Genomic DNA, 18,328 nt, shown 5'->3' with positions numbered 1-18,328 from the left:
CGGTGCCGCGTTCACCACGCCTCGCGCACGCGGGGGGTGAGGGGGCGCACATCGAGCCAGCGCACCAGCGCGAGCAGCCCCAGCACCGACACCACCGCGCCCGCCGCAAAGGCCGGCGCGTAGCCCGCCAGGTCGCCCACGAGGCCACCGGCCACGCCGCCCACTGCGGCCAGCGACACCCCGACACTGCCCAGCAAGGTGTAGTCGGTGCCGGGGTGAGCCGGGTCGGCCGCGTCCATCATCAGCGAGAACAGCGCCACGGTGACCACCGTGCCGACCACCCCCTCGGCCACCGTGGCCAGCCACAAGAGCGGCACCCCGCCCGCCCCCAGCGCCGCGGCCACGTACAGGCCGTAGACCGCCGCCTGCAGCAGCCCGCTGCCCAGCAGCGCCGCGCGCCGCCCCACGCGCAGCAGCAGCGCCCCGCCCAGCGCTGCGCCCAGCAGGCTGGTGCCCGAGCCGACCGTGCCCTTGAGCAGCGCCAGATCGGCCTTGCTCAGACCCTGGTCCAGCAGGAAGGGGGTGATCAGCCCGGCGGCCATCTGGTCACCGAAGCGGAAACAGAAGATCAGCCCCGCCAGGGGCAGCACGCCAGGGCGCAGCGCCCGGTGCAGCCACAGCCACGCCAGCGCGGGGCGGGCCGGCCCGTCGGACAGCAACGCGGGACGCATCGACGCCGGCCGGTCGGCGTCGGGCTCTGCCACGGTCGCCGGCGGCTCGGCCATGCGCCACACCGGCCAGGTCAGCAGCGCCAGCAGCGCCGCCATGCCCACGAAGGCCACCGTCCAGCTGGTGCGGGCGAGCACCCACAACAGCAGCCCGCCGCCCAGAATCATCCCGAAGCGGTAGGCCCCCACCTGGATGCCGTTGGCCAGCCCGCGCTGGCGAGCGTTCAGCAGCCGCACGGCCAACCCGTCGGTGGCCACATCCTGCGTGGCCGCCAGCAGGTTGAAGGCGAACACCGCCACGAAGAGCACGATGCTGCCTTCATGAAAACCCAGCACCGCCATGGCCACCGCCAGCGCGCACGAAGCCAGCTGCATCGTCAGCAGCCAGGTGCGGCGGCGACCGTGGTGGTCCACCACCGGCGCCCACAGAAACTTCAGCGCCCACGGGGCCGCCAGAAACTGCAGAAAGCCCAGCGCCGTGAGCGACCAGCCGGCCTCGCGCATCAGCACCGGCAGCGCCAGCGTGAAGAAACCGAAGGGCAGGCCCTGGGCCGCGTACAGGCAGGCCAGCAAGGGCAGGGGGGACGAGGGCGGGGCAGGCGGGCGCATGCCCGCATGCTAGTCGTTGCGCCGCGGGCCGGTGACCGGGGTGTCGCTGTCGGGCAGCGGATAGGGGTCGGCCACGTAGGTCGGCCCCTTCATCAGCATGACGATGCCGCAGCCGATGGCCACGGTGAGCACCAGCGTCCAGTGCAGCAACACCACCCCGATCAGCACGAACACGTGCCGCAAGGCCTCCGGATCGTGCGAGGCCGCATCGGTGCCCGGCGCGGTGAGCCACAGCGCCCCGGCAATCAGCAAGGGCAGCACCGTGCCCACCAGCAGCACCATGGGCAGGCGCTTCCACACCCGCCATTCCAGCCCGGAAGGCGAGCGCACGGATTGAGGATGTTTGACGAGCCAGGGCATGTGGGGAGCATACGCTCCTGCCACGGCACCCCGCGGGATGCCCCCTGAAGTCACTGTGGCGTCAGGGTCAGGCCGACGACGGTGCCGGCACGGCCTTTGCCGCTGCAGAACCCGGCATGAGGATGCTGCCCGGTTCGCGCCCGCCGAAGCTGGGGTCCTTGAAGGCCCCGGGCAGCAACGCCACCCGCAGTTCCTCAATCACCTTGGCCAGTTCCTCAGCCCGCGCGATCTTGGCGCCGTGGCGCTTGAGCGAGCCTTCGGCCGTCTCGACAAAGCGGGGGTTGCGTGTCTCCTTGGCCCCAGCGATCAGCGCGCGCACCGCCGCCTCGTGGTGGCCCTCGATGCTCTGCGCCATGGCCGCCTGGATGCGCGCATTCAGCGCCTGCCACGCCCCGCGGATCAGCGTCTGGTGGGCCTCGCCCTCGGCGGCCCCCAGCAGCACGTCCAGCGTCACACGGGACGAGCAGAAGCGCGCGGCGATGGAGGCAATGGTGCGGTCGGCGAACTCCTTGTTCGACACCCGTTCGGCGATCAACCCCAGCAGTCGCACGATGTTGCTGGCCGCCTCGAAGTCGCCCGTGGGCGACAGCACGTCCTTGACCATGGCTTCGAGGTGCGATGCGAGTTCGCTGACCTGCTTGCGGCGACACATCACCAGCGCCTGCGTGATGTCCGCAAAGCGCTTGAGGCGAAGGTCAAGCGGGTCGCGCTCGAAGGCCCGCTGGATGTCGTCGGCGCAGCGCTGCAACCACTTGTCGTCGTCGCCCAGGTACTTGCAGAACGCGAGCACCACGATGGCGATCGGATCGAACATCTTCGAGCCCAGGCCGATGCGCACCACGCGCTCCATCAACCGCTCGGCCTCGGCGGTGCGGCCTGTGTAGAGCGCCATCAGGCCCGCCTTCTGCAGCCGCGTGATCGACGAGGGCGTGATCTCGCAGGCCATGGCGTACGTCTCGTAGGCCGCATCCAGGTCGCCCTGGCCGATCTGCACCTTGCCCATCACGTCGTACGCGTCGGCATACGAGCGGTGGTCGGCAATCAGGTTTTCGAGCGTGGTGCGGGCTTCACCCAGCAGGCCCTCGGCCCCCTGCACCCGGGCGATGCCCAGTCGTGCCCAGGGCAGTGCCTTCTCGGCGGTGACGACCTCGTACAGGTGGCGGGCCATCTCGATGTTGCCCTGGCTGATCGAGATCTCGGCACCGATGCGGGCGGTGTAGAGCCAGTAAGGCCGGCGGTCCTCGAAGTGCGACAGGCACAGTTCGGCCGCCCGCCCCATGTCGTTGAGCTCGATGGCATCGAAGATCTCCTTGAGCTCGCGCTTGCGCGTGCGCGCCGCCGAGATCCGCGAGAACAGGCTGTTGGCCGTGTAGGGCTTGAGCAGATAGCCATCGAGTGCGGCCTCGGCCGCCTCGGCCACACATGCGTAGCTCGCCTCGCCCGTCACCATCACGAAAGTGGTGGACAGCGGCAGCAGGCCGTTCTGGCGCAGGTCGTCCAGCAGATCCCGCCCGGTGTACTGCGTGCGGTCGAAGTGGTATTCGCACACCACGAGATCGTAGGTGCCCACCTCCAGCTTCTTGCGGGCATCCTGTGCGCGGCCCACCTGCTGGATCTGCATGACACCGAAGTCCCGCAGCTGCGACACCAGAATGCTGCGCGACAGCAGGTTGCCGTCCACCACCAGGGCACGGATCGTGTGGCGGTCTGCATCCCGGGCGATCATGGAACCAGCATACCCCCGGGTGTTCCGGGGCAATCGCCGGAACAACCCCCCTGCAGCCGAACGCACGCCAGCGGGCCGTGAAAAACTGCACGCATCATCCCGCCCCCTCGCTGCGCCGCACCATGGTGATGGCGCGAAATGGGCACACGACGGCGCATTGCGCGCAGCCGGTGCAACCCGGCGCATCGTGCAGCACGGCGTGCTTGGCGCCCCACCCGCCCGGGCATTCGGCCTCGAGCCACAGCACCTTGGGCGGGCACCGGGCCACGCAGCGGCCACACCCGGTGCAACGCGCGGGATCGACCTCGGGCAGTGCCCGAGCGCGCAGGCCAGGGGTGGCGTTCACGGCGGCCCGCGCCGGCTCAGGCCTTCTTGATGAACTCGGACTTCAGCTGCATCGGGCCGAAGCCGTCGATCTTGCAGTCGATGTCGTGGTCGCCCTCGATCAGGCGGATGTTCTTCACCTTGGTGCCCACCTTGATCACGGCCGACGAGCCCTTGATCTTCAGGTCCTTGACCAGGGTGACGGTGTCGCCATCGTTGAGCACATTGCCGTGCGCGTCCTTCCACACCTTGGCGACGGGCTCCGTGTCGGCCGGGACGCCAGCGCGCCATTCATGGCCGCATTCGGGGCAGACCAGCTGGGTGCCGTCTTCGTAGGTGTAGGCAGAGGCGCACTGAGGGCAGGGCGGCAGGGTGCTCATCGGGAACTTTCAGGATCGTGTCGCAGGCCGCGATCGTACGCCCATGCCTCGTCCGAGCGGCTGATGCAGGTCGACCCCCGACGCCATGGCGTCCTGTAGCATCTGTTTCAAACCCTGACATCGCCCCGCACGAACGCCCCATGCCGACCTCGTCCCTGCGCCGCGCCTCGCGGACCGCCCTGCTGCTGTGCTGCGCCACCCTCATCGGCGGCTGCGCCGTCCAGACCGACCGTCGGGGGCAGCTGCAGTTCCAGGTCGACAACGCCGAGCTGTTCGGCCAGGCCGTCCAGACCTTTGCCCTGCCCGACGGCAGCGAAGCCAAGCTGCGCGTGCTGGGCGGGCAGTATTCGATCAAGCTGCAGAAGTACCTGCGTGTGATCCCGCTGGAGAACGCCACCGACGTCAAGGTGCGCTCGGCAACGCTGATCGACGGGCGCACCGTCATCGTGATCGACAAGGCCGAGCGCAACTGCGGCTTCAAGATGCACCTGATCTCGGTGAAGGGATCGGAGGTGCTGGCCTGGGATTTCGGGGACTGCCAGACCGCCCCGAACGTGAACCTGTATGCCGACGGCGCCACGTTCGACTTCGCCTACCCGAACAAGACCATCCGCTACACGTACCAGAACGCGCGCCTGGTGCGCAACGATTACGCCGGTGCGCCGCCCGGGGCCCCGGCCGCCAGCGCCGGCCCCATTGCCGCCGGCGCGCCGCGACATGTGCCCGGCCTGCCCAGCGCCCCCAACGGCGAGCGGCCAGCGGGCGGCACGGCCAGCAGCGGCAACCCGCCCACCTCTGCGCGCACGGCAACCGCCCCCCGCACCACGCCAGCCTCATCCGGCGCGCCCTCGGCACCGACCCGTCGCAGCACCGCGGCGACGCCTGCGCCCCGCGGGGCCACACCGGCCCCCAGCGCCACCATGAACTTCCCGTCGCAGGAGCAGAAGCCCGTGCGCATCGTGCTCGACAACTGACATGACCCGCGGACAGACCGTCTTCATCGCGCTGCTCACGGCGCTCTACCTCTGCTTCGAACTCGCCTTCAACGCCCGCCTGCTGGACGTGGTCGGCGGCGCACCCAGCACGGACGCACTCCATCGCATCGAGGTCTTCGGCCGCAGCCTGTCGGGCATCGCGGTCGCCCTGGTCGTGCTGCAGGTGCTGCTCGGCCGCCGCCAGCGCTCGGGCCGGCGCTCGCCCAGCTTCATGGCCATCGCGTTCTGGTGCGCGCTGTCGGGCGGGGTCGTGTACGGCTCGCTGCAGACGCTGATCGAAGGCCTCGTGGCCACCAGCACCCCGGCCTTCCGCCGCGCCAGCCTCAACATCGTGCTGGTGCAGCGCGCGCTGGTCGACGGCCGGGTGCAGCTCGCCGGCCTCGATGACGACGCAGCGCTGTTCAGTCAGCCGGCGGGCAAGGCCTTTCTGGCGCAGTTCCCGGTCATGGCCGCGTCCGTCAACCGGCTCGACGAGAAGATCCACGATGCCAAGCTCACGCTGATCACCCGCCAGGTCGAGCAGGGCTTTGGCGGCCCGGCGGGCTACTACGACCGCTACGCCGAGGCCGTGAAGAAGACGCAGGAGCAATGGCGTCGCTACGCGCGCATGCCGGGCGCCACGGATGTGGACGGCGAGGTGGCCCGCCGACAGGACCAGGCCTGGGGCGACTACCTGTCCGACCTGGGCCGCCGCGGCTGGACGCCTTCGACCGTGCCAGGCCACGCCCAGGACGCCGTGCGCCGCAAGGTGCGCCAGCGTGTGCCCGTGCCCGCCGGCTGGGACCTGGCCGACGAAGCCACCTTCCGCGACGCCGTGGCCACGCAGGTGCGCCGCAAGGCCGACCGGGCCGGCGCGCAATCGCTGACGGTCAAGGGCCGCCGCATCCCGCCAGGCCTGAGCTGGCCGGCCTTCTTTGCCCACCCCGGCGTGCAGGCCGAGCTGCGTGACAAGCTGCACCTGCCGGCGGGCGTGGCGCTGCAGCCGGCCTACCGCGACGGTGCCGAGTTCCAGCGCGAGGTCTTCCAGCCGCTGGTGGCCAAGGTGGCGCGCGAAGAGCTGGTGCGCTACGACGCCCCCGCAGAAGATTTCGCCGATGGCCGCCCGCTGGCCGAGCGCGGCGTCGAGGCCGCCCGTGCCGCCATCGTGCCGCCGGTGGCCCTGTTCTTCTCGTTGCTGGGCGCCGTGGGCCACCTGGCCAAGCTGAGCTATCTGCTGCTGTCGCTCGTGGTCTCGGCCGTGCCAGCCTGGCAGGCGCGCGCCCGCTTCCTGTGGGCCACGCCGTTTGCCGTGCTCGCCCTGGTGTGGGTGGTGCTGAGCTGGACGGACAACGCCGTCACGCAAAGCCGCCTGTACGGCTACATGCGCGACCAGGTGCGCGACGGCCTCTCGCAACCCGAAGACACCGGCGTGCGCGGCTGGCTGCTGGGCAACGCGCTGCACGTCGTCGCCGTGGGCCAGGGCTACGGCTATCCCGTCAATGAACTCGTCCGCACCCGCCTGTTGGGCGGCATCACCTATGGCTATGTGCCCCCGACCCGCTGAGCCCCGTCGACTGGCTCACATCCTGATCCTGGCCGCCACGCTGCTGGCCCCCGTGGCCGCGCACGCCACCTGCCAGGGCATGGTGCTGCATGCGCACCGCGGCCACCCCGACGCCCCGGAAAACGCACAGAGCGCCATCACGCGCGCGGTGGAGGGTGCATGGGATGGCGTCGAAATCGACATCCAGCAACTCGGCGATGCCCACTGGGTGCTGCACCACGACCTGCAGCTTGGCCGCACCACCACGCTCAGCGGCCGCCGCGTGCAGGACCTCACCAGCACCGCCTGGAAGGAGGTGATGCTCAAGGACCGAAACGGCCGTGTCACCCGCGAGAACGCGCCCTTTCTGAGCGCCGTGCTCGACAAGGTGAACGAAGCCGACAAGGACAAGGTGCTCAACGTCGAGATCAAGCAGAGCAACAGCCGTTGTGATGCCGCGCAGCAGGCGGTCTCGACCCTGCACCGCGGCCTGCCGGATGGCAACTGGTTCCTCACCGCCATCGAGCGCGGGCAGTTGCGCTGTGCGCGGCAGGTGGATGCCACCGGCTACCTCGGGCAGATCGTGCTTGATCCGCAGGCGCTGGCGCGCCAGAACCCGGCCACGCGCGCCAGCGCCAGCCGCTTCGCCCCGCCGCGGATCGACGAAACCTGGTTGCGCCGCCTGCAGCAGGAAGTCGGCAAGCCCGTGGGCGTGCACGTCGACATCAACACGCTGAACGCGAACCCGCGCCTGCTGCCCATGGCGCGCGAGCTGGGCGTGCCGGTGTTCACCTACCACCTCGGCCCCGATGCAGAACACGCCCGCGCCCTGCGCGACGCCCGCCGCCTGACCGGCCTGCTGCCCAGCGGCGCCATCATCGACGGCCAGCCTGCCGCCTTCTGCGACGGAGTGAGCGCACCATGAGCACCGAGCACGCCACGGCCGAGTCAGGCGCCCCGATTGCCACGCCGGCCAGCACCCCGTACGCCCCGCCGACCGGTCAGGTGCTTGGCGTGGTGGCCGCGCACATCGAGCCCGTCACGCGCTTCGATGCGCGCGACCTGACCGAAACCGCGCCCGAAGAAGCCTACGGGCTGCCGGTCGAGCTCACGGTGGATCAGTATGTGAGCTTCTCGGAACGCATTGGCAGCGGCCCCGCCCGTCTGCCGGCCGGGGTTGACAAGGTCGGCAGCCAGCAGGCCTTCCGCCAGGAGCTGGCCGAGCGGCTGGACACCGCCCAGTCTGAAGCGCCCCGTGCGCTGCAGGCCTGGGCCAACGGCAACGCGGGCAGCTACCGTCGACTGATGCCGGGCACGGCCGCCTTCCTGCGCTCGCCCGGCAGCGTGGGCTACGAGCACACCTGCCACCAGTGCCATGGTGCCTGCCACGTCACCTGCCCCTCTTGTTCCGGCGTCGGTCACACCAACTGCCACGCGTGCTTCGGCGCAGGCAAGATCAACTGCTATTCCTGCCACGGCAGCAAGCAGCAGACATGCAGCAGCTGCGGCGGCCGCGGCTCATGGACGGAGCAGGTCAGCCAGCAGACCTGGAGCTCCAGCAGCAACAGCTACGTCACGACCTACCAGACCGTCTATCGCAACTGCTCGGCGTGCTCGAGCAGCGGGCGCACCACCTGCTACCACTGCGGCTACGACGGCAAGATCAACTGCAGTGGCTGCTTCGGCAAGGGCCACATCGATTGCGGGCGCTGCAGCACCACCGGCCGCATCGACTGCGCCAGCTGCCTGGCCTCGGGCATCGAGCACGTGCGCGGCACCATCGTCGCCGAGGTCGTGCACGACGAGACGCTGTCCATCGTCACCCCGGACGAGACCCTGCGCAAGTTGGTCGACGCCAAGGTGCCCCGCGAGGACATGCCCCAGCTCGGCGAACTGCTCGACGTGCTGCACACGGTGCAGGGCCACGCGGTCGAAACCCGCCACCGCCTGCGCCTGGACGCGCGCCGCGCCAGCCTGCGCGCCCGCGACGACGACTTCGTGCTCTACGGCTTCGGGCCGGAAGCCCGCGTCTTCAGCTTCGACAACATCGCCGGCCACCTGCTGACCGACGACCTGGAAGCACTCGAAGCCCGCGTGGCCACCTCGTCCGCGTGGCGTCGCCACAAGGGCAGCGACCTGCTCGACACCACGGCCGACTTCCTGCGATCCGAGCTCAACATGCTGATCGCCGAGCGCGTGGCCGATGCCAAGGCCGGCCCCGAAGATGCAGCCGCTGCGGTCGAGACGCATTTCAAAGGCCTGGTCGACCAGACTTACGTGGCCCGCGCCACCACCGCGCTGCGCACGGCCCTGGCACGCCTCTATGGCTCGGAATTGACCGAGCCGGCCGCCTACCTGTGCGGGCTCACCGCGCTGGCGGCGGGCGCCCTGTATGGCACCGGCTGGCCTGCGCCCGGGGTGTGGCAACCGGTGCTGTGGAGCGTGGGGGGCGCGGCCCTCGCCTGGCTGGCGCTGGAGTGGGCGACCCGCCGGCGCATTGCGAAGCGCTTCGAAGCCGGTTTCGGACAGCGCGTGCTCGACCAGCTCAAGGCCAACGGCAGCGTCAAGCGGTGGCGCATCGGCCTGGCGGTGGCCGCGCCCATGGCCGCGCTACTCGCCATCCAGGGCACCGGCATGCTGCCTTTCGTGCGCAGCCACCACGCGCTGCAGCAGGCCCGCGCCGATGCGCAGATGCTGCTGGCGCAGTGGCCGATGCAGTTCGAGCCCGACCTGCGCCTGCGCACCTACCCGGCCGAAGCCGTGCTCGAAGAACAGGCCCAGGCAGGGCAGACGCAGGCCCAGCTCATCCTGGCGTGGCAGAAGCTGCTGGGCGCGGGCGGGGCCACCAAGGACGTGGCCGGTGCAGCCCGCCTGCTGGAACAGGCCGCCCCGCAGGCCCGTGAAAGCAGCCTGTGGCAGGCCGCCAAGGCCGTGCAGCTGCTCAACCAGGAAGCGCTGCCCGACGACATCCGCGCCGCAGCGCAGGACCTGGACCGCGCCGCCGACAAGGGGCTGGTGGAAGCACGCTACTGGCAGGCGCGCATCCTGCTGGCCGAGCAGAGTCCCTTGCGAGACCCTCGCCAGGGCCTGCGCGTGCTGGCGCAGGCCGCCGACAAGGGCCACGCCCATGCGGCGCTGATGCTGGGCAACAAGCTGGCCAAGGGCGAGGACACGCGGCGCGATGTGCGCGCCGCACGGCGCTATCTGCAGCAGGCGGCCGGCAAGGGGCTCACCGAAGCCAACGAGGCGCTGCAGAAACTCTGAGCGGTCAGCGCCGGGCGGGTGAGGGCGCAGGGGCGCGAACCTGCGCCCCCCGCACCTCGAAGCGGGCGGTGGCGCGCACGGCCTGCCGCTCATCCACCAGCTCGAGCACGTGCTTGCCGGGCCACATCGGCCAGGCCCGGTCGGCCGCCGGGCCCAGGCGGCGGCCATCGAGCCGCCAGGCCCAGCGCGCGGGCAGGCCGTCCACGCCCTTGAACATCAGCTTCTGCGCGTGCAGAGGGATGTCCGGATCGAGCGCGTAAATCGTCCCATCGCCCGGCGACTGGATCAGGGTGTGAGCCACACCCCGCGCACTGGCCGGGCGGATCTCGGCCTGCTCGGTGCCGGCCACGAACCACTCGTTGCGCGACGCCTCCAGGCCGCCTTCGAAGTGCACGGCCTGCTGCACCAGCCCGGCGGGGGGCGGGGGCGGTCGGTGCGCCTGCGGATCGGGATGGCGCCGGTGCAGCTCGTCCATCACCGCGCGCCACACCGGGGCGGCGCCCGTCGTGCCCGACACGCCCCACATCGGCTCGCCATCGGCATTGCCGACCCACACGCCCACCGAGAAGCGCTTCGAAAAGCCCACGCACCAGTTGTCGCGCATGTCCTTGCTGGTGCCCGTCTTGACGGCCGCCCAGTAGCGCGCCGTCAGCGCGTTGGCCAGGCCGAAGGTCGGCACGCGCGCTTCACGGTCGGCGAGCACGTCGGCCACGATGTAGGCAGCGGCCGCACCCATCACGCGCACCACGGGCGCGGACACCGGCTTCCCATCGCCCACGGCATCACCCACGGCGCGCCACGGGCTGTACAGCCCCCCCTGCGCCAGCGCCCGGTAGGCGTTGGTCAGGGACACGAGCGAGACCTCGGCCGAGCCCAGCGCCAGGCTGTAGCCATAGTGGTCGCCGCGGTGTGTCAGCGGCAGGCCGAGCGCCGTCAGGCGCTGGGCGAAGCGCTCGGGCGTGACCAGCACCAGCGCCCGCACCGCCGGCACGTTCAGCGACGAGCCCAGCGCCGTGCGCACCGACACCGGGCCCTTGTGCCGGTGGTCGTAGTTCTGCGGGATGTAGAGCCCCGCGCCGGTGTTGAGGCCCACGGGCGAGTCGTCCAGCACCGAGGCGGCGGTCAGCCAGCGTTGCTCGATCGCCTGACCATAGAGAAAGGGCTTGAGCGTAGAGCCGGCCTGGCGCAAGGCGCTCGCGCCATCCACCTCGGCCGCCTGCGACAGCCCGCCGCCGCTCGACCCCACCCAGGCGCGCACCTCGCCCGTGGCGTTGTCCAGCACCACCACCGCGCCGTCCTCGACGTGCCGGTTGCGCAGCTCGCGCAGCCGCAGGCGCAGCGTGTCGCGGGCAAAGCGCTGCAAGCCGGCGTCCAGCGTGGTCCTCACGCGCGCGGGCGGCGTGGGGCCGGCGATGCCCGCCAGCACCCGCCGCGCCAGGTGCGGGGCCAGTTGCGCGTCGGCGTCCAGGCGTTCGCTGTGGCGCAACGCCAGCCGCTGCGCGGTGTAGGTGGCCAGCGCGCTGCAATCGGGCGCCAGCTTCTGCTCGCGCAGCAGCGCACAGGCGCGGTCGGCCCCCCGCCGCGCCGGGGCATTCGGCGCGCGCACCAGCGCGGCCACGATGGCCGCCTCGTCGTGGTTCAGGCCCGAGGGGTATTTCTGGAACAGCCGCGCCGACAGCGCACCGACGCCCACCACCTCGCCCCGAAAGCCCACCAGGTTCAGGTAGGCCTCGAGGATCTGGTCCTTGCGCCACTGGCGCTCCAGCCGCAGCGCGGTGGCCGCCTGGCCCAGCTTGGCCACGCCCGAGCGCGACTGCCGGCCGCCACCGGGCATGGCCAGGTCCTCGTCCAGCAGGCCGGCCAGCTGCATGGTCACGGTGGAGGCGCCGCGCGTGCGGCTGTTCCACAGGTTGCCCCAGGCCGCGGCGCCCACGGCCTGCCAGTCGACGCCGGCGTGCTCGTAGAAGCGCCGGTCTTCGGACAGCAGCAGGGCGGTGCGCAAGGCCGGCGACACCTCGGTCAACGGCACCCACGCGCCGCGAAGCTGCGTGCGGTCGGTGCGCACGGCCTGCAGCGGCACGCCACGGCGGTCTTCCACCACCGTGTCCGAGGCGCGGTAGGCGGCCTTGACCTCGTCAAAGCGGGGCAGGGCCTGCACGGGCAAGGCCCACAGCGCGCCGCACAGGGCCGCCCAGCGCCACGCCTGCCGCGGGCACCGCCCCCACCGCGGCCCGCGGTGGGTCATGGCTTCACCACCACCGGCGCGTTGGGCGCCTCGCCGAACATCTCGGGCGCGTACATGGCTTCCATGCGCGTCTGCGGCAGGCCGAAGGTGCCCGGGTTGTTGAGGCGCACCGTGTACTCGACCTGGAAGCGGCCCTTCGGCAGGTAGCGGTAATAGGCGCGGTAGGCCTCGAAGCTGCGCTCCTTGTAGGCCAGCCAGCCGCGGTCGTCTTCCTGCTCGCTGGCGGTGTCGATGGCGCTGTCGCGGCCCAGGCCGCTGCCCAGAATCGTCGCCCCGCCCGGCACCGGGTCGTTGAGCACCACCCAGGTCGCATCGGCCTGCACGTCGATGTCGAGCCGCACGCGCAGCACGTCGCCGCGGCTGTACTGGCCTTTCACCTTCTGCTCCACCGGCGTCACCGTCTTGTTGAGGCGGTAGCCCGAGCTGAACGGCACCTGCACGGGCACCGCGGCCTTGCTGGTGAAGGTCACCCACGGCTTGCCCGTTCCCTCGTGCGTCACGCGCACAGTGGTGTCGGCCTTGTTGCCGCCCACCGCAAAGCCGCGCGGCCAGCCCAGCGCCAGCGTGCCGCCCGCCGCCTGGCCGGACCAGTTCAGCACGCGTGCTTCGCCGCTCGGCACCGGCGCGCCACCGGCCACCGGCATCTCGAACAGCGCGCGGGTGCTGCCGGTCACGGGCTCCTTCTCGAAGCGCTTCGAGAAGGCCTCGACCGCCACGCTGCCCCAGGCATTGGCCACCGTGGTCGACCAGTGCCCGCGCTGCTGGCGTTGCAGCGTGCCGATCATCAGGCGCGGCATGTCGTCGGCCCAGCCCGGGCGGTCCATCGCGCCCAGCAGCATGCGCACGCTGTTGACGTCGCCGTTGGCCATCAGCCACCACCAGCTGTCGTCGCGCTCGGTCGAGAAACCCAGCCGCGTGCCCTGCACGTTCAGGCGCGCACGCAGGATCTGCTCGGCCTCGGCCAGCCGCTTGTCGCGCTCGGGGATGTCCTTCACGCGCTGCAGCACCATCAGCCAGTCGATCACCGCGCCGGTTGGCCACTGGTTGGGCAGGATCTGGATCGAGCCCAGCATGCGCGGCAGCACGCGGCCCGTGCGGCTCAGGGCTTCGAGCGCCGCGAGCTTGCGCACGTCCAGGTCGCCGTTCTTCAGGAAGGCGGGCGCCCAGAAGTCGCGCTTGATCTGCCCTTCGACAAAGGCGATCAGGCCGCGCTCCATCTTCTCGCGCGTGTCGGCCGGGATGCGGAAGTCGTAGCTCAGCCGGCTGGCCTCGTCGGTGATGGCCAGCAGGTAGGCGGTCAGGCTGTCGCTGCCGGTGCGTGGCATGCCGGACGAGGGCGGGAAGTAGTTCGCCAGGCCGTCTTCATCAAGGTACAGCGGGATCTGGCTGGCAATGCTCTGCCAGTAGGCCGCGTCACGCAGGCCGATGGCCACCGAGGTGCGCTGCTCCAGGCAGCTCCAGGGGTAGCGAGCGAAGAACTCGCGCACGCCGGGCAGGCCATCGGCCAGCCGCGGCTTCAGCGCCACCTCGATGCCGCCGCGCAGCGCGCCGTTGCCATCGGGCAGGGCTTTCAGCGGCGGTGCGATCGGGATGCCCGCTGCCTTGTCGAGCTGCATCAGCGTGGCCTGCTGCACCGTGACCGGCACGGCAGGCACCACCTTCTGCGTGAAGGCCATGCGGTCCTGCGCCCCGGTGCTGCCCGTGGCCTTCGCGCTCACCTGCCAGGCCAGCTGCGCCACGTTGTAGGGCACGGTGATGTCCCAGCCCGCCTCGGCCGCGGCGTTGGGCTCGATGCGCAGGCGCTGCTCGGGCAGCGGCCCGCCGGCCTGGCCCTGCAGCACCACGTCCATGGCCTGGGCGGTCGTGTTCCGCAGCGTGAACATGGCGCGGTACTGGTCGCCCTCGCGCACCAGCGGCGGCACCCCCGACAGGATCTGCAGGTCCTGCGTGGCGCGGATCTGCGCCTGCCCCTTGCCGAACAGCGCGGCGTTGTCGCCCTGCACGGCATCGGCCACCACGACGATGCGGAAGCTCGTGAGCGCATCGTTCAGCGGCACCTTGACCAGGGCCTCACCGCGGGCGTCAAGCACCACGCGCGGGTTCCACAACAACAGCGTGTCGAACAGCTCGCGGGTGGGGAAGTCGCCGCCGCCCCCGCCGGTGGGCACGGCCTTGCGGCCATAGTGCCGCTTGCCGATGATCTGCATCTGCGCCGTGGCGGTCTCGACGCCATAGGCCCGGGGCTGGATCATGGCCTTCATCAGGTCCCAGCTGTCGTTGGGCTGCAGCTCCAGCAGGGCCTCGTCCACAGCCGCCAGCGCCACCTCGGTGCCGGCCGGCACGGGCTTGCCATCGGGCAGCGTCACCTTCACGCGGACCAGGCTGGTGCCGCGCACCGGGTAGCTCGGCTTGTCGGGCTGCACGTCCACCTTCAGCGTGTGCGCCTTGTGGCCCACCTCGATCTCGGCAATGCCGTACTTGAAGGCGGGCTTGGAGAGGTCGACCATCGCGGTCGGCTCCTGGTACTGCTGGCCTTCGTTGCGCCATGCCTGCCACCACTCGCTGGGCACGCGCCAGCCCCAGGTGAAGAAGGAATACCAGGGCACTTCGCGGATGCGGCCGCGCACGGCCAGCACCGATACGTACACATTGGGCGCCCACTCGGCCTTCACCGGCACCTCGATCGTCGGGTCCTGCCCGTTCAACTGCACCGTGAAGGTTTCGAGGATGCCATTGCGCTCGATGGCGACCAGCGCGGTGGCCTGGCGGAAGGGGCTGCGCACCTGGAACTTCGCGACCTGCCCGGCCTCGTACTGCCGGCGCTCGGGAATCAGGTCCATGCGGTCCTGGTTGTCGCCGCCGAACCAGACTTCGCCCTGCCGCGTGACCCACACCGACGCGGCCGAGCGTGCCAGGTGGCCGCCTGCATCCTTGGCTTCGGCGATCAGTTCGATCTCGCCGGCCTGCTTCATCTCGACCTCGCACAGCACCAGGCCGCGGGCGTCGCTCGTGCCACGGCAGACCGTGCCCAGGTCCTCGTCGGCGTTCTGGTTGTCGTAGGCGTAGAAGCCGCCCACCAGCCGCTTGCGGGTGGAGCTCGTCCGGTGAGCCACCGCCTTCACGGTCACGCTCACGCCGGCCTGCGGCAGGCCCTGGGTGTCCAGCGCCAGCACCTGCGTGGCCACCTTCTGCTTGACCGACACCCACGAATCCGTGCGCACGCCCAGCACCACGGCGGAAGGCCACACTGGCAGCGACTGGCTCAATGTCTGCACCTCGCCGTTCGGGTCGGCGTAGGTGGCCTGCACCAGCAGCTGCTGCGGCCGCGTCACCGCGGGCAGGCCGGGCAGCGTCACCTTGCCGGCGCCCTTGGCGTCCAGCGTGACGGCCAGCTTGTCGGCCACCAGCCGCGCGCTGCCGTCGCGCGGGTGCAGGGCGTTCTCCTCGTCGTCCTCGTCGACCCGGTCATCCGAGAAGAAGCTGCGTTCTGCCTGCGAGCGCGGCTCGCGCGGTGGCTCGAAGCGGAAGCCCGGGAAGCGCTGCGTGCGCAAGGCCGCCTGCACGTCGGTGTCGCCCAGCTGGGCCGACACGCGCACCGGCAGGCCGCTGGCGCCGCCGCCGTTGCCATAGTTGATCTGAAGGCCTAGCGGCACGTCGCGCGGCTGCACCAGCGCGCCCTTCGGCCCCATCAGGCGCCCGGTCATCACGGGCAGGCGGAATTCTTCGACGCGGAAGGAACCGGTCTGCACATACCCGCCATGCGGCCCGTGCGGCATCTGCACGGCATACACGCCGAGCTTGGCGTCTTCCGGAATGGCGAAGGTGGTTTCGGCATGGCGCCGGCCGCGCCAGTTCAGTGTGAAACTGAACTCCTGGCCCGAGCCCTCGTGCACGATGCGGCCTTCCGAGGGCAGCTCGTCCGCCGTCGGCAGGCGCAGGCCGCGCAGCCGCTCGGCCCGCGCATGGTGCTGCATCGACACGGTCTGCCCGGCACGCAGCAGCGTGCGGTCCATCACCGTGTGATAGCGCACGGGCTCGGTCTCTTCGCTGTAGTCCTGGTTCACGTGGAAGCGCCAGGCCTCGATGCCCTCGTTCCAGGTCGACCACACGAAGGCCATGTCGGCACGGCCCTGGGCGTCGGTCTTGCGCGCACTGACGAAGTAGCCCACTTCGCGGCCTGTCTCGCCGGCATCGCACGACGACCAGTCCATGCGGGGCAGCGCCTCGTTCACCAGCGCAAAGCCCTGGCGGTCGGTCCGGCCGCGCCACACCACCCGGCCCAGGCAGTCCGAGACCTGCACGGCGGCGTCCGACACCGGCTGGGCCTTGTCGAGCGTGGTCACCCACACGCCCGAGTTGGCCGCCCCCCACTTGAAGTGCACGCCCAGGTTGGTCACCAGCACGCTGGTGCGCACGTACATGGGCGCGTTGCGGTCCAGCAAGGCCTGGCCCAGGCGCGGCGAGGCGATCTCGACCACGTGGAAGCCCGGCTGCGGCATCGGAATGCCGATCACCTCGAAGGGGTGCGGCTCGGTGCGCTGCGAGGTGGGCAGCTTCAGGCTGGTGGCGGCCTTCTCGCGCGCCAGCAGGCTCACGGTGCGGGTCTGCACCCAGTTCGGGTCGTCCTCGCGGCGGTCGTCTTCCCAGCTGTCGACATCGTCCCGGCGCTTGACCGGGCGCTTTGCTTTCGGCTGGGGCGGCGGCGGCAGGCGCACGCCCAGTTCGGCCTCCACGTCCTTGCGCAGCAGGCGGCGCTCGTCGTAGCGCTTGACGCGCGCCAGCCACGCGATGATGGCCGCGTCGTCGGCCACCTTCAGGTTGCGCACGCCGGCCTGCAGGCCCTTGACGGCGAGGTCGCCCTCGACGTGGCGGACCGTCACCGGCAACGTGGGCTCGGCGTTGAGTTCCAGCACACCGAAGGTCGCCTTCGGGAACTTGGCCAACGGCGGCGCATCGGCCGTGCGCGTCTGCAGCGGGAAGGCCGACGCATTGCCCAGCGTGCGGCCGGCATCGTCCTTGAAGTCGGCAGGCAGCTCGATGCGCACGGCGGCGTTCTCCGGAAAGCCCGGCTGGAACACCACCGCACTCACGCCGCTTTCATCGGGGTCGATGCCCGTGCTGCCCTTGTTGCGCGTGAAGAAGTAGAACCACCGGCGGAGGCCGCCGCTGTCGGCGCTCACCAGGCGCTCCTGCACCTCACCCCGGTGTTGCTCGACCACCGGCTTGCGCTCGCCGTCCGGCGTTTTCAGCACGATGCGTTCGGCCAGCTTGCGCGGCACGGGCGACGAGAACTCGATGCGCATCGGCCGGATGGGCAGGCAGTCACTGCGGGCGTTCACCCGCTCGCAGGTGAAGCTGGCCGTGAACGGCGGGCGCACGCGGTAGCTCAGCACCCGGTCGGCCGAGCTGCCCACGCCCGACGGCGTGGCAATGCCCTTGGCCCACACCAGCTTCACCTGGGCGTCCGGCGGCAGCGGGCGGCCGCACTGCACCGTCACCACGCGGGCCTGCTGCGCGGTCAGGTCCACCGCTTTCAGGATGTCGTTGCGCACCGCGCCGTCCACCACCTTGACGGGCAGGCGCTCGGCCACGCCGCTGACCTCGCAGTAGGCCCGCTGCTCGATGCTGGCCCGCGTGGCGGCGCCATTGAGCAGCAGCGCAAAGACCTGTTCCTCTTCGATCTCGTTGCCGCTGTCGGCGCTGGGGTAGGCGCGCACGATGGTCGGCCCGCCGGTGCTGAAGGCAAAGGCCTTGCTGCCGGTCACGGCCTGCCCGGCCAGCGAGGCCAGGCCGGTGTTCAGGCTCACGTCGCACCGCGTGCCGGCCGGCACGTCCTGCGTGAAGTCGTACACCCAGGTCCGGTCGTCCACCCAGCGGCCGCTGCCCGTCAGGGGGCTCTCGTTGCGGCAGCGCACCTGGGCCGGCGCCGGCAGACGCGGATCGCCGAACTTCACCATCGGGTCCGAAAAGGTGACCCGGGCCTGGCGCACCTTGGCCACCTCGCCCTGGGGCGACATGGTCTGCACTGTGGTGGCCAGCACCTGCGTGGCCACCGCCACCGAGACCACGCCCAACGCCGCCAGCACCGCCGTCCACGCCCGCCCCTGCACGGCCGCGGCCCATCGGCCGCCCCTGGTCTGCCATGACCCGCGCATCTGACTTCCTTCCTGATCGTGTTTGTTGTGTGCCGCACTATATCGGCGGGGACGCCCACCGGCCGCGCGCTACCTAGAAT

Annotated in this window: 11 protein-coding genes; 4 read left to right on the top strand and 7 right to left on the bottom strand. The window is 71.0% G+C overall.

Annotated elements, in window-relative coordinates:
* Window positions 1-11 precede the first annotated feature (11 nt).
* The 5 genes from DEH84_RS00240 to DEH84_RS00220 form a co-directional block, all read right to left on the bottom strand.
* Window positions 12-1,277: an MFS transporter gene (locus tag DEH84_RS00240; protein ID WP_109033768.1), complete on the bottom strand. Its 1,266-nt coding sequence runs from the start codon at window positions 1,275-1,277 to the stop codon at window positions 12-14.
* A gap of 9 nt (window positions 1,278-1,286) precedes the next feature.
* Window positions 1,287-1,637 carry a hypothetical protein gene (locus DEH84_RS00235; protein ID WP_109033767.1) on the bottom strand — a complete coding sequence of 117 codons (351 nt, stop codon included), beginning with the start codon at window positions 1,635-1,637 and terminating at the stop codon, window positions 1,287-1,289.
* A gap of 67 nt (window positions 1,638-1,704) precedes the next feature.
* On the bottom strand, window positions 1,705-3,363 hold the full coding sequence (locus tag DEH84_RS00230) for a response regulator (protein WP_159098785.1): 1,659 nt from the start codon (window positions 3,361-3,363) through the stop codon (window positions 1,705-1,707).
* Window positions 3,364-3,457: 94 nt separating this feature from the next.
* Complete coding sequence (locus DEH84_RS00225; protein WP_245932638.1) at window positions 3,458-3,709, bottom strand: ATP-binding protein; 252 nt, start codon at window positions 3,707-3,709, stop codon at window positions 3,458-3,460.
* Window positions 3,710-3,725: 16 nt separating this feature from the next.
* Window positions 3,726-4,067 (bottom strand): zinc ribbon domain-containing protein YjdM, encoded by a 342-nt coding sequence (locus DEH84_RS00220; RefSeq protein WP_109033765.1) that lies wholly within the window; start codon window positions 4,065-4,067, stop codon window positions 3,726-3,728.
* 140 nt (window positions 4,068-4,207) lie between these two features.
* Between DEH84_RS00220 and DEH84_RS00215 the strand changes: the two genes are divergently transcribed.
* The 4 genes from DEH84_RS00215 to DEH84_RS00200 are packed head-to-tail and all read left to right on the top strand — an operon-like array spanning window position 4,208 to window position 9,848.
* Window positions 4,208-5,041, top strand: a complete 834-nt coding sequence (locus DEH84_RS00215; protein ID WP_109033764.1) for a hypothetical protein — start codon at window positions 4,208-4,210, stop codon at window positions 5,039-5,041.
* Between the two features lies 1 nt (window position 5,042).
* The gene (locus DEH84_RS00210; RefSeq protein WP_109033763.1) at window positions 5,043-6,605 is read left to right on the top strand and encodes a hypothetical protein; all 1,563 of its coding nucleotides are present in this window, start codon (window positions 5,043-5,045) and stop codon (window positions 6,603-6,605) included.
* A complete protein-coding gene (locus tag DEH84_RS00205) occupies window positions 6,586-7,509 on the top strand; it encodes a glycerophosphodiester phosphodiesterase family protein (RefSeq protein ID WP_159098784.1) in 924 nt (307 codons plus the stop codon). Before DEH84_RS00210 ends, DEH84_RS00205 begins: the two co-directional genes overlap by 20 nt.
* Complete coding sequence (locus DEH84_RS00200) at window positions 7,506-9,848, top strand: tetratricopeptide repeat protein (protein WP_109033761.1); 2,343 nt, start codon at window positions 7,506-7,508, stop codon at window positions 9,846-9,848. Before DEH84_RS00205 ends, DEH84_RS00200 begins: the two co-directional genes overlap by 4 nt.
* Before the next feature lie 4 nt (window positions 9,849-9,852).
* On the opposite strand, the gene pbpC is transcribed toward DEH84_RS00200, so the two are convergent.
* Together pbpC and DEH84_RS00190 are read right to left on the bottom strand one after the other, a co-directional pair.
* Entirely contained in the window at window positions 9,853-12,093 is a 2,241-nt protein-coding gene (gene pbpC / locus DEH84_RS00195) for a penicillin-binding protein 1C (protein WP_109033760.1), read from the bottom strand.
* Window positions 12,090-18,248 carry an alpha-2-macroglobulin family protein gene (locus DEH84_RS00190; RefSeq protein ID WP_109033759.1) on the bottom strand — a complete coding sequence of 2,053 codons (6,159 nt, stop codon included), beginning with the start codon at window positions 18,246-18,248 and terminating at the stop codon, window positions 12,090-12,092. The genes pbpC and DEH84_RS00190 overlap by 4 nt, the downstream gene beginning before the upstream one ends.
* Between the last annotated feature and the right edge of the window lie 80 nt (window positions 18,249-18,328).

The organism is Aquabacterium olei (assembly GCF_003100395.1).
In the GTDB taxonomy this organism is placed as follows: domain Bacteria; phylum Pseudomonadota; class Gammaproteobacteria; order Burkholderiales; family Burkholderiaceae_C; genus Aquabacterium; species Aquabacterium olei.
Note: the sequence above shows the minus strand (reverse complement) of the source record. Positions and strands in the feature narration are given on the sequence as shown.